The following is a 13,207-nucleotide window of genomic DNA, read 5'->3' as shown; positions in this document are numbered from 1 at the left end:
TATGAAAACACTATTGGTCATTGCCCACACACCGTCAGACAATTTGCAAAAGATTGCTCAGGCAATTGCAACAGGCCACCAGCAGGCTGAATCCGAACAGGCGCAGTTAATTATCCGCTCACCTTTTGATACACACCCTGATGATGTCAAAAGTGCAGACGCTATCTTATTAGTGACCCCGGAAAATCTGGGCTATATATCTGGCGCGTTAAAGGATTTTTTTGATCGCTGTTATTACCCCTGCCTGGAAGAGACACAGGGAAAACCCTGTGCGGCGATTATCCGTGCGGGTCACGATGGCACCGGCAGTGTTCGGGCTTTAGACACCATTACCACAGGTTTGCGCTGGCGCTGGGTTCAGGAAGCGTTGATATTAAAAGGAGAATGGCAGGAAGCGTTTATTGGCCAGACCGAAGAGCTGGCTTGCGCCCTGAGTCTGGCTCTGGATCAGGGCATTATCTGATCCAGAGCACAGGTTTAAACAGCGCAGGTTTAAACAACACGGTCTCGCTATCAGCCTTCGGCTAATTTAGCCTCAATGGCCTCAGCAATCTGACGGTACTCTTTTTCCATCTTCTTCATTTTTTTCTTGCCCACACCGCCCAACGTGTTCAGCGCATGACGCACACGAGCACGGCTCATATCCGGGCCCAACAGCACCATACTGTCGAGCACTGAAATGGTCGCCGAAGTACCGGCAATGGCAATAAAGAATGGATACAGGAAGTCACGAACCTTCAATTCCAGCTGTTGTGCCAGAGTGAATAAGCGGGTTTCGATTTCTTCTTTTTCCCAATGACGAATTGCTTCTAACTGCCACAAACCATATTGAATGGTCGCCAGCATTTTATCTTCGTCGTAAGCTTTGTGCTCAAACTGCTCTGCGGTAAGGGCTGTTAACCCACCCAGGAAGTGACCGGCAAGCGGCACCACATCGGAGAACACTTCAACCCGCGGCTGAATATGCGGAACAATCGGTTTTACTTTGTCAGCCTGTAAGCCCCAGGCCGCAAACTTCTCAGCAAAGGCGTCAACATCTAAATCACGCAGCCACAGGCTGTTTAACCAGCGCAGTTTTTCGACGTCAAACACCGGACCACCCAGTGATACCCGCTGAATATCAAAATTGCTGAACATATCATCGCGGCTGAATTGTTCACGCTCATCCGGCATCGACCAACCCATACGACCCAGATAGTTCAGCAGCGCCTCTGGCATAAAGCCCATGCGCTCGTAGAACATAATCGAGGTTGGGTTTTTACGCTTACTCAGTTTGGATTTATCCGGGTTGCGCAGCAACGGCATATGACACAGCTTCGGCATATCCCAGCCAAAGTATTGGTACAGTAGCTTGTGTTTTGGTGCTGAACTGATCCACTCTTCGCCACGAATCACATGGGTGATCTGCATCAGATGATCGTCAACTACGTTGGCCAAGTGATAAGTCGGCATGCCATCGGATTTCAGAAGGATTTGTGCATCTACCTGAGACCAATCCAGCTCGATCACACCACGCAGCATGTCTTCAACTTCACACACACCCTCTTCCGGCACCATCATACGAATCACGTAAGGGGCACCGTCAGCTTCACGCTTAGCCACTTCGTCGTCGGACAATTTCAGATCCGACGGTTTCAGTGCCATGCTGTTACCGGACTCCTGACGCTGAGCACGCAGCGCATCCAGCTCTTCGGTAGTGCGGTAACACTTAAACGCATGGCCAGACTCCAGCAGCTGATTAACGTGCTGCAGATAAATATCTTTACGCTCACTCTGACGATATGGGCCAAATTCGCCCCCACAGTCCGGGCCTTCATCCCAGTCCAGACCCAGCCAGCTCATGCTGTCCATGATTGCCTGTTCCGACTCCGGTGTACTGCGTGTCTGGTCGGTATCTTCAATACGCAGAATAAACTGACCACCGTGCTGGCGGGCGAACGCCAGGTTAAACAAAGCGATGTAGGCAGTACCTACATGAGGATCACCAGTTGGAGAAGGAGCAACACGGGTGCGAACCGTCATAATAGAAATCTCAGTCAATCAAGGAAAACAGCGGCGGATTATAAAGAAATACGAATATCTGTGCATCACACAAGGATGATTAAAACAAAGCCAAGCTGAAAACACAGACAAAAAAAGAGCAACCCTCAGGCTGCTCTCTATTAAACCAACACGCGACATTCAAAAAATGCCGTGACAATGGTGCTTAATTGCGGATTTCATGCTCCATGCCACTGAGAATATCAATCACACTGGCACTTGCTGACTCCATCCGTTGCAGATGTTGCAGGGCTACTTGGCGATCTCCTTGTTGGAAAGCTGCCAGCGCTTTAAAACCGCTGTCGTGCACTTCTTTATGTGGGCTTTCCAGACGAGCGTACGAGCTCAGATTACGATATTTCTCATAACCTTCACCCTCTGCATACCATTTGCCCAGCCGGCACTGAGTATGATCCGCCAGGCCTGCATCGGCATTAAAGTCCTGATTCCAGATCTGGCGATACACCTGAGCCTTCCACACAACATGATCCAGTTTGACCGTTTCCAGAAAACTCTCTGACGCGGTATAAGCAAAACTATCAGATACCCGACGTGAAACACTGCCCACCGCCTCAACATTAGAGGTGACTTTTTGTACTTCTTCCGCCAGAAACGATCCCTGATCGCCCACGGAGGTAATACCACTGCTGACACGATCCACTTCACTGCCAACCGTCGAAATCAGAGCGCCAATTTCAGCCGTGGCTTCTGCTGTTCGCTGTGCCAGTGTCCGCACTTCATCGGCAACAACAGCAAATCCACGCCCTTGCTCTCCCGCCCGGGCCGCTTCAATCGCAGCATTCAGTGCCAGTAAATTTGTCTGCTCCGAAATCCCCTGAATCAGGCCAACAAAGCTTTCAATGCCACTGGCCACATTTTTCAGGCCACTGACCGCCTCAGAGGCCTCCGACGATTTCTCCTGAATTCCTGCCAACTGCTCCTTCAGACTTAACAACGTGGTGCTGATATCACCGACGTCTGAAATAGAGGCTTCAATCTCACGATTTTCTTCCATCAGATTGGTCGCAGAGTTAGCCAGCGTATTGCGTATCTTGTCGATGGTTTCGTTCGAGGAAAACCACAGATTTCTCAGGTTTTCCATATGAGTAAACTGATCCAGGCTGTACTGGCTGCGTAAATCAGCCACCTCTTTGATCTTTTTATATAACTCGTTTTCTTTTTCCAGAGCCTCAATCCGGCGCTCCAGAACTGCGACTTGGGCAGAAGATTCATTTGTTTTTTTATTCGAGAAAAACACAGTGCCTCCAGCTGGCAGATACGCTCGACTGGTTATAACTATAGAAAAGAACCGTATTTTTGCGCACAAGCAGAGTGCAAACACCGACCACTTGGCGCAATTGGTCTGGTTTCAATTCTGGGACAGAGAAAAGGCCGCGCATTAACGCTGCGCTGCTCGCTCCCGTATTTCATCGAACGTCCAGTTCACTAAAACATCACCATTACGGAACACGGTGACCAGCTCATTTGCCTGGCTACCCAGCTCATCTTCACGAATGGTTTGATAGCCATCCGCTTGTTTGATCAGCGCCAAGCGACCTCGCTTAGAGCGCTTACCCGGATCGGTAATGGGATCTTTGAAAACATCTTGCCACTGGCCATTGATGCGAATAGCTGACGCCTTCATGGCAAACTTCTGAGTATCACGGTTCACTTTTTGTAACAGCTCACCTCCCATGCCAAAAGCGATATTGTCGGCACTGATGGCGCGTTCCTTTAATGCCGCCAGAATGGCTTCGATGGAAGCAACACTGACGCCATCTCCCTGAATCAGGCGAACACAATCGGGCAAGACCCGATAGCCTTTGCTATTGGTTGTGTAGCCGAATTTAGCCATCAAACGCTCCAATGCTTCAGGAACGACTTCAAGAGGGTCGCCGGAATCAGGGCGTACTACTAAGGTGCCGCCCATATTCTCGATCTGTTCTTTAAGTGATTCACCCCAGATATTGTCGATAGCGTTCCATAAATCGTATGAATCACTAACGACGGCCACGAGTCGCTCTTCGCCGCCGAACTGCTTGAGCATGTTGGCGTATGCGGCGGATTCGCCTTCTTTTCCCCAGCTCGTAATCGTGCTGTGCTCCGCCGCCGGGATCGAAAAACCCGGCATATCCGCTCCATAAAAGCGACGCGCTAAAACCAAGCCAGAAATGGTATCAGTGCCCATAAAGTTGACTAAGTGGGCTGCACCACCTAATGCCGCCGTTTCTTCGGAGCTGGCACCACGAGCACCAAAGTCGTGTAATTTAAAACCAAGCCCGTCGCTGTTTTCTGCGGTTTCGTCCAGGTAACGATTAATAATGGTTTTACAGGCTTTGGAAACGGTCGCCACTGTTGTTGGATACCACACGGCACGCAGTAATGCAGTTTCGATATAGCTGGTTAACCAGGCGCATTCAGGGTCAGTATTTTTCACCTGTACCATCACATTGCCGACGGGTAATAACGTACCTTCTGGCACCGCCTGAATTTCAATCGGTAAATAACCTCCACACGCATTCAGAATGTACTCCCAACCTTCGCGATTAAACGGCACACCGTGTGCGGTTAACAAGGCTTCAGCTTCATCAATATCATCAGCGCTAATCGGCTTGGTTAAATATTGTTTGATAAAGGCCTGCAACCCAAACATCAGGGTTTCAGCATAATCCCCGCCACGGGATTCAATGTAGCTGGATACGATCTCAGCCCCTTCCGGGTACTGAACGTAGTGTGAGGTTTTGTAGGAATCGGTGTTCAAAATCAGATTTTGCATGACGGAGTTCCTCCTGTCGGATCAATAAAACAGTACCGGTCTATCCAGTACTGCGTTTTGTTACTCATCACCGGGCTCCCCGATGATACTGGATAGCAATCACGGCCATCCGATGAATAAATAGTGGCCTATAGCCACTTTTAAGTCAACACCTGATCTGAAATAAATTTCAGATCAGGTGTTAAACAGGAACGCTTAAGCCAAAGCGAGTACGGAGTTAGTCAGAGCTGCCCCAGCATATCCTGAATAATAAAGTAGTGATCTTCGAACATATCCTGCGGACTCAACTCACCCAGAGGTACCCAGCTGGCAATTCGCGCATCGTCACTGCCCTTCACTTTTGGCAGCGTTGCGCTGGGCTCTAACTCAATATGAAAGGCGTGTGTCAGTGTTCGACCGCGCGCCGAACGATACGGGTCGTCATAAACGGCTTGGCGTTTGATGGAGCCTTTTAATACCGGGCCGGGCACCTTCAAGCGGGTTTCTTCCCGCAACTCACGAATACAGGCATCCAGCAAGCGCTCTCCGGGGTCTAAAAAACCACCCGGCAATGCCCATAAGCCTTTCCCCGGATTTGCCTTACGCTCAACCAATAAAATATGACCCGACTGAATCAATACGGCATCCACCGTCACAAAGGTTGGTTCGTAAGGTGCGGCTTCCCAGGCCTTTTTGTACTTAGCCACAAACGCAATCTCTTCCGCTATTTGCGGGTAGCCAGGTTGCGTACGGGCAAATTCCGCTAACCAGGATGCGACGCCTGACGGAAGAACCTTCTCGTCTTCAGCACTCAGAAGCTGTTCATCGGAATTAAAGAAACGCTCGCGTATTGGAGTGGCACTGATGCCGTGAAAATTCTCCACACCAATGCTTTGCCAGCGCGGAAACAGATTCAGATAAAATCCGGTATGGTCTTTCTGGTGACCAATTAATGCTACTTTGGCTGGGTTATGCGGCGTGGTGTGATGAGCCGTGATCAGCCCCGATACTGTCGTCTGAACATTCCGGACCCAAAGCTCGTCGTTATAGGGAACATCCATCAGAGGCAGACAGATCAAACGCTCGTTATCCGCTTCGGATAAGCAGGAACGAATCATTTGCTCCCGCTCGGAGTGAGACCAGGGATTGCGCGGGCTTCGCGCCTGCCAGGCTGATCCAATTAAAATAATCAGTTTATCAGCCTTGGCCAAACCCGCTTCAACCACTTGTAAATGGCCGTTATGAAAAGGCTGAAAGCGGCCAATAAAGACCGAAAAATCAAATTCGCGTTGCATACAGCAAGCTCCTTGCCGTTAAAAGTGATACGACGAGTCTTTCTCATCGCTTTTCTGCTTACACCTGCTTTCTAGTGCGCTTATATTTTCTTGCACCTGCGTAAGCTCAATCATATTATTGGCGATATGCCACCAAAGTCAATTCCTTCCAGCGTAGCTACTTAATGACCACTAACGACGAACAAGTCTACCTCAGCACCTACAATATCAAAGACTTTGATGTCCCTTTGTATTCAGTCGATATTGCCATCTACACCTTACATGAAGGGCAATTAAAAATTCTCTTAGTGCAACGCGGGGATTTTCCAGACAAAGGCAAATGGTCTCTGCCGGGGGGCTTTGTCGATTTAAAAGAAGATACCAATATTGAGATTACCGCACGACGGAAACTACTCAGCAAAACCGGCATTCATGCACCACTACTGGAACAAGTCGCCACCCAAGGAAATGCCAGTCGCGACCCCAGAGGCTGGTCTGTTACCACCTTATATATGGCTTTGATCCCTTACGAACAAACCTCCGATTTCGTTGACTCCGTTGCCGATGCTCAGTGGTGGCCTATGGCCGATGCCATGAATCTTGAACTGGCGTTTGATCATCAACAATTGATGCAACAAGCGCGCGAGCGATTAAAAACCAAAACGGCGTACACCGTATTGCCACTGCATGTTGTAAAAGCACCCTTTTCATTAACTCAGCTACAACAGGCGTTTGAGTTGCTGATGGATAAAAAGCTGGAGAAAAAATCGTTTCGCCGCCGCATCGCAAATGCAGAACTTCTTAAAGAAGTAGGCGAAGGTGTTCCTGAAGGAGGTAAAGGCCGCCCTGCTGCGTTATATATCCCAGCTCCGGGATCGGATCAGCATTTATTTATTCGGGCATTTGCGGATTGAGTTTGTATCAATAAAAATTGATGGGGCAGGAATACCAGCGTGACATGGTTTATTAAGCCAAAACGAAAAAGTCCCGAGATTTTTCAATCTCAGGGCTTTTTTAGAATTAGTGGCGGTGAGGGAGGGATTCGAACCCGTTACAACCTGTCAGATAGTGAAAAATAGTGTTTTATTTCAATACCTTAAGCCATTTACAACCACTATTAAGCACTTTAAAACACTACTATGTAGTCGAAATGTAGCCACTATTCGGTAATCATGGGGCGCTACCGCCCCCATCCCCCCGGTAAACGCTCAATCGCCGCGCGACTGGTTAATCAGGGGATTAATTTTTAGACAGAGCCACAAGTATAGAGCCGTAATTTGGCATTTCAATAATGCTCTAATACATGTCTTGATCGAAATCTCTAATGCCTTCATCTGAGTCGGCCTTGGCTTAAAAACACGCTTTCCATCGGTCTTTCTGCTTAGCCAGTTGGCAACAGTTTAACTTTTCTCTGGACAAATCTGCGAATTAGTCAACAAGGACATGCTAATCTGTCGGTTCCTGTAAACTTTCCCTTTAGTCTTTTCTGAAGCTCCCTCTCGCTCATCAATCTTTCCAGCCTTCCAGAAGCCAAAAATGATTATTGAATCTTTGTATTTAAATTTATCAAATGAGCTGAGATTTGAAGACCAAATTGAAATATTAACAGTGTCGATAACTTTTGGGTCATCCGTTTCTCTATAAGGTGAAATTAGGTTAAGTACCGCTCTTTCTCCATATTTTCCAGGAACGACTTTAGTTGAGCGAACTAATCCTTGTATGGCTATCGGGATATTTATTGTTGCTCTTTGTAAATTGGTATAGCAACGAAAATAATCTTGATCCATAAAGTAAAAATCTTTCCAGTGCACGCGATTTCCGTTAAATACTAATTCAAGGTTATCTTCAACTTCGCGGTTGTCTTCACACTGCGCTCGAATTTTTAGCACCTGTCGTGCAGTACTAAGATAAGAGCTTAGTTGTTTCTTAGATTTAACATACTCCTTGCCCACCTTTGGTCGTGATTCTGGATTATTTGATTTTGACTCCTTATTTTCTATATCACGCAGCCCAAAAATAGCTTCTTTCACGGCAAGCAAACGTAGTTCATATTTACCGGATTCGTTTTTAGATAGAACAGCTGGGCTAGACTCCCGAGCAACAATCGTAACTTTCTCAGTTAAATCAAATGGGCAATCGGTTTTATGGACATTACCGCGCTTTAATTTGAAACATGCGGATACTGTGACTGTATCGTCTCCTAGTTGCCGCAAGTATTGGCCTGTGAAGCTAAGCTCAGTGGAGCAGTGTACACAGCGCAATGGCGCTATATAGCATTTATTTTCGGCATCGCTAAGCGAAATCTCTCGGCCTTCCGCATCTACGGCTTTCGACATTTTTGCGCCCATATATACCTTCCTTGTTGTGGAGTTCATCAAGTATATCTTTGCTGCTAAGTTATATGCCTGCTGAACCGAATAAAGCAAGCAATATTTGGCTTTAAGTGCGCTTTATTACCTAAGTACAAAACAAGACGTGAATCGCCACCAGTTCACTAGACACTTTTATGCTTCATAAAATATTGCTGCTCATACTTTACTGGTGACAGCATACCATTGGAACCATGTCGTCGGTTCGTGTTGTAAAACATCTCGATATAATCGAATAAATCTATCCTTGCAGCTTCGCGGCTTAGATATATTTTCTTTTCACCCGCTCTCGTTTCAGTAGCTGAAAGAAGCTTTCGGCAACAGCATTGTCGTGACAGTTACCACGCCGACTCATGCTGCCTTTTAAATTGTGTTCCTTCAAAAAGTCACTCCAGTCATGGCTGGTGTATTGGCTTCCCTGATCTGAGTGGATCAGCACTTCCTGTTTTGGATTACGGCGCCACACTGCCATGAGTAACGCATCCAACACCAACTCCTTCGTCATTCTTGTCCCCCATTGCCCAGCCAATGATGCGCCGTGAAAATAAATCCATAACAGCCGCCAAGTAGAGCCAGCCTTCGTGAGTTCGAATGTAAGTAATATCTGTTACCCATGAGTGATCTGGTTTATCAGGATTAAACTGTCGACTCAACGTGTTCGCTGTAACAATATGGCTTGCTCCGGCTTTATGACGTGGTTTTCGATAGCCAACCTGAGCTTTTAGGCCTGCTTGTTCCATGAGTCGATGCACTCGGTTAATACCGCAAATTTCACCATGATCACGAATATCCCGATGGATTTTTCGATAACCATAAACACCGCCAGATTCTAACCAAAACTGCTTTATTAAACCGGTCAGTTGTTCATTACACCTTTGCCGTTTCGACTTGGGCTTTTGCAGCCAGGCGTAGTACCTGCTAGGGTGAACATCAAATAGTGAGCACAGTCTCCTCAAAGGCACTGTACTCTGGTATTCACGGATAAAGGCGTATCTTAATCGGGGTTCTTTGCAAAGTACGCCGCGGCTTTTTTTAATAGGTCACGCTCTTCGGTGACTCGCTGAAGTTCTTTCTTTAGACAGCGAATCTCAGCTGCTTCGGCTGCAGCTTGATTATGTTGATCAGCATCGGGACCATAGCGCTTAATCCAGGCGTACAGACTGTGAGTGGTGGTTCCAAGTCGCTCAGCCACATCGGCAACACTATGGCCTGTGACCGTCACTTGTTTCACAGCTTCAATCTTAAATTCTTCGGGATATCGTTTGTTGCTCATACACACCTCTATTTGAGTCATTTTCTCTAACTAAAAGGTGTCTAGCAAACTAGTGGCGATTCAGACCCTGAAAACGGGGTAGATAAAGCCTTCTTCGGGAAGTGAGTTAGTAGGACATGACCGTCAAGAAGGATGGAAGTAAATGGCTCGTGGATGTCTACCCCAACGGGAGGGAAGGGAAACGTGTCAGAAAGAGATTTCCAACAAAGCTCGAAGCTCAGCGCTTCGAAAAATATGTACTAAACAAAGCGTTCGAAGACAAAGATTGGAATACTGGTAAAAAAGACTCGCGGTGCCTATCCGAGCTTATTGCAACCTGGTATCAGGTTCACGGCCAACATTTAAACTACTCAAAGCGTCGACTAAATCTGCTCAACTATGCTTGCGAAGCAATGGGAGACCCTGTTGCCCAAAAACTGACTCCTGAGATATTTCTCAAATACCGCGAGCAAAGAATAAACAGCGGCATCAGCGCAAAAGCAGCAAACAATCTGCTCGGATACCTCACGCAGTTTTCAACGAGTTACACCGCAATGAAATTATTTCATATGAAAACCCAATACAAAAAGTACGCCCTATAAAAATTAAGGAACGGGAGCTGTCCTATCTGGACAAAGAGCAAATTGTCGAGATGTTAGACACTTTAAACTCGGTCTGTGTAAATCCACATGTCACGTTGATTACCAAAATATGCCTATCGACTGGCTGCCGCTGGGGTGAAGCTCAGAACTTGCACACCAGAAATATCAAAAACGGAAGGATTAGCTTTACAGATACAAAGAGTGGTAAGAACAGGACAGTACCCATTAGCTATGATCTGGAGAATGAAATCAAAAGACACGGCTCAGGGCAGCTATTTACAAACTCAGAGGAAACTTTCCGAAGGACATTGAGAATGTGTAGTTTCGAGGTGCCGAAAGGTCAGGCAACACATATTCTGCGGCATACTTTCGCAAGCTGGTTCATGATTAATGGAGGGAATATTCTGACGCTATAAAGAATCCTTGAGCATAGCTCAATCACGATGACTATGCGTTATGCCCATTTAGCTCCTGACCACTTACAAGAAGCGATAGTGCTGAATCCTTTAGCTTGTAGTCAAGCTGTAGACAAACCAACGAATCGAAAAGCTCAAGTCATTGATTTTAAAAGATAAAAATGGCGGAGAGGGAGGGATTCGAACCCTCGATACGTTTCCGTATACACACTTTCCAGGCGTGCTCCTTCGGCCACTCGGACACCTCTCCAATCTCTGCTAAGCAGAGGCCGCGTACTATACTCAGGCTCTTATGATTGGTCAATACCTTAAAGCTAATTCTTTGTTTTTATTACGATTTTGCCTGCCACTCGGTTAAAAAATCAGCAGTTTCAAGCACAGGTGGTTGTTTTAGCCGACAATTCACATGCCCGACATAAATAAAACCAACAATTTCTTCGTCTGCAGACAGCCCCAACCCTTCTTTAACCTGAGCGTTGTAGGCCAGATCGCCCGTCCGCCAAATCGCACCCAACTCCATTGCCCAGGCAGCATTCAGAATATTTTGCACCCCGGCTCCAGTTGAAAGCAGCAGCTCTTCGCGTGGCACCTTAGGGTGATCCTGAATCCGGCACACCGCCACCAGCAGCAGAGGCGCTCTCATTGGCATATTGCGGATTTTAGCTTGTCGCTCTGGCGTCAGCTCCTGATAATCATCAGTAGCCTGCAAGAAGAGCTCACCCAGCTGCTGGCGTTCATCTCCACGTACGGCAAGATAACGCGAAGGCCGAAGCCAGGCATGGTCTGGCGCTCGTAATGCGGCCTGGATCAGGGTGTCCAGCTGTTCATTGGTAATATCCGGCCCTGTCAGCTGGGGTGCCGAGACACGTTCGAGCAAAGCGGTCAAAAAATCCATAAAAAGTACCAGATCAATATCATTAGAATCTGAATATTGTATCCTTATAGGTCTGGTTATTCAGCCTGACTTATCAGGCACCAAACTTGCTGCTTCAACGATTTCTGGGTATATAGATGTACAGACTCGCCGCCACCAAAACACCAGCGCCGACCAATAACAACAATTCAGGTTCTGATGATGTTTGATACACAAGACACGGCCTCCTTTTCTGAAACCAGTCTGCCCAAACAAGATTATTTAGCCCGTATCTTAGGCTACAGCGTTGCCGTGATCACCGTACTGATCGGCATTATCACGGATTTTTACAGCAACGAAGCACTGGCCATTGTCATCATTGGCTTAGTTTACCCGCACCTGATTCACCTGCTCAGCAAGCCGTTTCGCAAAAAACACGCCTACACAACCCGGCAGTTCCTGATCCATGGCGATGCCATATTATGTGGCCTGATGCTGGCTTATCTACACCTGCCCATCGAGCTGGTTGTACTGTTTCTGATCATGATCAACACCAGCTTTATTATTGTTGGCAGCATTACGGCCTGGGCCTTTTGTGTGATCTCTCTGATTTCCGGCGGTGCTGCCGGGGTTATGCTGTTTGGCTACCACAAAGCGGCTCCGGTTCCGGACCCGGTATTTATCAGTGCCGCTCTGGGTGTGGGTATGCACCTGGCGATTTCAGCCTTTAACAGCAACCGCCAATCCCGCGATCTGATGCGCCTGAAGCTCAAATTTCAGGGTCAGGTGGAGCGTTTTCAGGCCTTATCACAGCAGGTTGCGCGCTATGTGGCACCACAGATATGGGAGTCGATCTTTGCTGGTAAACGCCAGGCAAAGCTGGAAACACAACGTAAAAAACTAGTGATTTTCTTCTCTGATATCGTTGGTTTCTCGGCGTTATCAGAGCAGATGGAAGCTGAAGCCTTTACCGACTTGCTGAATCAATACCTGACTGATATGTCGAATATCGCCATGCGCTACGGCGGTACCATCGACAAGTTTATTGGTGATGGCATGATGATTTTCTTCGGTGACCCAACCAGCAAAGGCACCAAAGGCGATGCCATCGCCTGTGTTTCTATGGCCATTGAAATGCGTCGTCATATGCTCAAGTTACGCAAACAATGGGCGGAAATGGGCATGACCGCCCCGCTGCAAATTCGCATGGGGATTAACACCGGCTATTGCACGGTGGGTAACTTTGGCACCGAAGAACGCATGGATTACACCATCATCGGTAAAGAGGTGAACCTGGCCAGCCGCCTGGAATCGAAGGCAGAGCCGGGGGAAATTCTGGTCTCCCACGAAACCTGGGCATTAATCAAAGATAAGATTATTTGTCGCCAGCGTGGCGAAGCGATGGTGAAAGGATTCCGCGACCCACTGCCGCTGTATCAGATTGTTGATTATCGCCGTGATTTAGGTGCTAACCCCAGCTTTATGAACCACGATACCGAAGGCTTCTCTCTGCATATGGAAGCGGACAAAATTCGTGAAGGTGAGCGCGAAGCCATTGCTCAGGCGCTGGAAAAAGCGGCTCATAAAGTACGCCGCAAAGTCACCAAGGCTTCAGCTTAATCATCTGGCTCCCACGCTCTGCGTGG

Annotated in this window: 11 protein-coding genes, 1 tRNA gene and 2 pseudogenes; 5 read left to right on the top strand and 9 right to left on the bottom strand. The window is 47.6% G+C overall.

From position 1 onward, the window contains the following. Position 1 precedes the first annotated feature (1 nt). The gene (locus tag ACO05E_RS15710) at positions 2-463 is read left to right on the top strand and encodes a flavodoxin family protein (protein WP_419810431.1); all 462 of its coding nucleotides are present in this window, start codon (positions 2-4) and stop codon (positions 461-463) included. Between the two features lie 50 nt (positions 464-513). Here the strand turns inward: ACO05E_RS15710 and gltX are convergent, their stop codons facing one another. From gltX to ACO05E_RS15685, 5 genes and pseudogenes are all read right to left on the bottom strand, one after another. Continuing rightward, positions 514-2,022, bottom strand: a complete 1,509-nt coding sequence (gene gltX / locus ACO05E_RS15705; protein ID WP_419810430.1) for a glutamate--tRNA ligase — start codon at positions 2,020-2,022, stop codon at positions 514-516. Between the two features lie 184 nt (positions 2,023-2,206). Beyond that, the gene (locus ACO05E_RS15700; RefSeq protein WP_419813632.1) at positions 2,207-2,521 is read right to left on the bottom strand and encodes a CZB domain-containing protein; all 315 of its coding nucleotides are present in this window, start codon (positions 2,519-2,521) and stop codon (positions 2,207-2,209) included. A 117-nt stretch (positions 2,522-2,638) separates the two neighbouring features. Continuing rightward, positions 2,639-3,055: pseudogene (locus ACO05E_RS15695) on the bottom strand (methyl-accepting chemotaxis protein); the annotation flags it as partial. 384 nt (positions 3,056-3,439) lie between these two features. After that, positions 3,440-4,816, bottom strand: coding sequence for a nicotinate phosphoribosyltransferase (locus ACO05E_RS15690; RefSeq protein ID WP_419810429.1), 1,377 nt, complete (start codon positions 4,814-4,816; stop codon positions 3,440-3,442). A gap of 221 nt (positions 4,817-5,037) precedes the next feature. Further along, a complete protein-coding gene (locus ACO05E_RS15685) occupies positions 5,038-6,090 on the bottom strand; it encodes a bifunctional nicotinamide-nucleotide adenylyltransferase/Nudix hydroxylase (protein ID WP_419810428.1) in 1,053 nt (350 codons plus the stop codon). A gap of 164 nt (positions 6,091-6,254) precedes the next feature. Between ACO05E_RS15685 and ACO05E_RS15680 the strand changes: the two genes are divergently transcribed. After that, the gene (locus ACO05E_RS15680) at positions 6,255-6,983 is read left to right on the top strand and encodes an NUDIX hydrolase (RefSeq protein ID WP_419810427.1); all 729 of its coding nucleotides are present in this window, start codon (positions 6,255-6,257) and stop codon (positions 6,981-6,983) included. Between the two features lie 486 nt (positions 6,984-7,469). On the opposite strand, the gene ACO05E_RS15675 is transcribed toward ACO05E_RS15680, so the two are convergent. Together ACO05E_RS15675 and ACO05E_RS15670 are read right to left on the bottom strand one after the other, a co-directional pair. Next, the gene (locus ACO05E_RS15675; RefSeq protein ID WP_419810426.1) at positions 7,470-8,417 is read right to left on the bottom strand and encodes a hypothetical protein; all 948 of its coding nucleotides are present in this window, start codon (positions 8,415-8,417) and stop codon (positions 7,470-7,472) included. A 146-nt stretch (positions 8,418-8,563) separates the two neighbouring features. Further along, positions 8,564-9,711 (bottom strand): annotated as a pseudogene (locus ACO05E_RS15670) (IS3 family transposase). A 116-nt stretch (positions 9,712-9,827) separates the two neighbouring features. Here ACO05E_RS15670 and ACO05E_RS15665 point away from each other — a divergent pair. Beyond that, on the top strand, positions 9,828-10,292 hold the full coding sequence (locus ACO05E_RS15665) for a phage integrase (RefSeq protein ID WP_419810425.1): 465 nt from the start codon (positions 9,828-9,830) through the stop codon (positions 10,290-10,292). Further along, on the top strand, positions 10,211-10,708 hold the full coding sequence (locus ACO05E_RS15660) for a tyrosine-type recombinase/integrase (protein ID WP_419813631.1): 498 nt from the start codon (positions 10,211-10,213) through the stop codon (positions 10,706-10,708). The genes ACO05E_RS15665 and ACO05E_RS15660 overlap by 82 nt, the downstream gene beginning before the upstream one ends. Before the next feature lie 162 nt (positions 10,709-10,870). On the opposite strand, the gene ACO05E_RS15655 is transcribed toward ACO05E_RS15660, so the two are convergent. Together ACO05E_RS15655 and ACO05E_RS15650 are read right to left on the bottom strand one after the other, a co-directional pair. After that, positions 10,871-10,958: transfer RNA gene (locus tag ACO05E_RS15655), tRNA-Ser, on the bottom strand. A gap of 81 nt (positions 10,959-11,039) precedes the next feature. Continuing rightward, complete coding sequence (locus tag ACO05E_RS15650; RefSeq protein WP_419810424.1) at positions 11,040-11,603, bottom strand: nitroreductase family protein; 564 nt, start codon at positions 11,601-11,603, stop codon at positions 11,040-11,042. 180 nt (positions 11,604-11,783) lie between these two features. On the opposite strand from ACO05E_RS15650, the gene ACO05E_RS15645 reads away from it, so the two are divergent. Beyond that, positions 11,784-13,181, top strand: coding sequence for an adenylate/guanylate cyclase domain-containing protein (locus ACO05E_RS15645; protein ID WP_419810423.1), 1,398 nt, complete (start codon positions 11,784-11,786; stop codon positions 13,179-13,181). Positions 13,182-13,207: the final 26 nt, after the last annotated feature.

The organism is Bacterioplanoides sp., from assembly GCF_965226395.1.
Classification (GTDB): Bacteria; Pseudomonadota; Gammaproteobacteria; order Pseudomonadales; family Oceanobacteraceae; genus Bacterioplanoides.
This window is presented reverse-complemented; position numbering and strand designations above follow the sequence as displayed.